Annotated in this window: 2 protein-coding genes; one reads left to right on the top strand and one right to left on the bottom strand. The window is 67.3% G+C overall.

Features of this window, described 5'->3' with window-relative positions; genetic code table 11:
- Positions 1-56: 56 nt before the first annotated feature.
- The gene (locus tag ABUA09_RS18285) at positions 57-398 is read right to left on the bottom strand and encodes a PadR family transcriptional regulator (protein ID WP_058117000.1); all 342 of its coding nucleotides are present in this window, start codon (positions 396-398) and stop codon (positions 57-59) included.
- Positions 399-561: 163 nt separating this feature from the next.
- On the opposite strand from ABUA09_RS18285, the gene ABUA09_RS18280 reads away from it, so the two are divergent.
- Positions 562-1,323: iron-containing alcohol dehydrogenase (locus tag ABUA09_RS18280; protein WP_349949633.1), on the top strand; the 762-nt coding region annotated here is incomplete at its 3' end.

Raw genomic sequence — 1,323 nt, 5'->3', positions numbered from 1 at the left:
GTAGCGGATGTGCCGGCACACCGCCGCGCACCAGGCGGCGAAATCAGCCCGCTCCATCAGGCCATGGCCGGGGCCGCGCCGGAGAGGACGGCGTTGACGGCCGCCGTGAAGGTCCGCCACTCCTTCTTCTGCGCCTCCAGCGCCCGCAGCCCTCTCCCGGTGATGCGGTAGTACTTCCGGACCCGGCCCGTGGGCGCCTCCGCCTGGTAGCCGCGCACCGCCCCATCCCGCTCCAGCGCGTGGAGGATGGGGTAGAGGGTCCCCTCCTTCAGCGCAAAGGTGTGGTCACTGCGCCGGTCCAGCTCGGCGATCATCTCATAGCCGTACTTGTCCCCCTCCGACAAAAGCGAGAGCACCAGCAGGGTGGTGCTGCCGGAGAGCAGAGTCTTGTCCGCCATTGCGTCGTCCCCCTTGTGGATCAGATACATCGATTATCTAGGCATATAATACATCGATGAGCGAGGTATGTCAAGGGGGCAACGGGATTTGTACTTGACGGCGGGCCGCTCTGAGGGGTTAAATAGAAGAGAGCGTGAAATATGGCTGGAAGGAGCGGATCAGATGAACAATTTTACCTACTATACGCCCACCAAGGTGGTCTTTGGCCGGGGGAGCGAGGGGCAGACCGGCGCCCTGGTGCGGGAGCGGGGCTGCAAAAAGGTCCTCCTCCACTACGGCGGGGGCAGCGCGGTGCGCTCGGGCCTGCTGGACCGGGTGAAGGACTCCCTGCGGGAGGCGGGCCTGGAGTGGACGGAGCTGGGGGGCGCGCTCCCCAACCCGCGGCTCTCCCTGGTGCGGGAGGGCGTGGACCTGTGCCGGCGGGAGGGGGTGGACTTCCTTCTGGCCGTAGGGGGCGGCAGCGTCATCGACTCGGCCAAGGCCATGGCCTACGGCGCGGCAGAGGAGGGCGACGTGTGGGACCTCTACTGCGGAAAGCGGCAGGCCCGGGCGGCCCTGCCGGTGGGCGCGGTGCTCACCATCGCAGCGGCGGGCAGCGAGATGAGCGACTCGTCGGTGATCACCAACGAGGACGGCTGGATCAAGCGGGGGTACAGCAGCGATCTGTGCCGCCCGGTGTTCGCCGTCATGTCTCCGGAGCTCACGATGACCCTGCCCGCCTACCAGACCGCCTGCGGCTGCACGGACATCCTCATGCACACCATGGAGCGCTACTTCCACCCGGAGGCGGGCATGGCCCTCACCGACAGCCTGGCCGAGGCCCTGATGCGCACGGTGATGGAGAGTGCCCGGGTCCTGACAAAGGAGCCGGAGAACTACGAGGCCCGGGCGGAGGTGATGTGGGCGGGGAGCCTCTCCCACAAC

Origin of the sequence: Intestinimonas sp. RTP31139st1_F5_RTP31139_211217 (assembly GCF_040226735.1) — a bacterium.
Taxonomy (GTDB): domain Bacteria; phylum Bacillota; class Clostridia; order Oscillospirales; family Oscillospiraceae; genus Intestinimonas; species Intestinimonas butyriciproducens.
Note: the sequence above shows the minus strand (reverse complement) of the source record. Positions and strands in the feature narration are given on the sequence as shown.

Bases quoted from the DNA above. Each gene is read 5' to 3' on its own strand.
- ABUA09_RS18285 (WP_058117000.1), bottom strand. From the start codon at position 398: ATGGCGGACAAGACTCTGCTCTCCGGCAGCACCACCCTGCTGGTGCTC.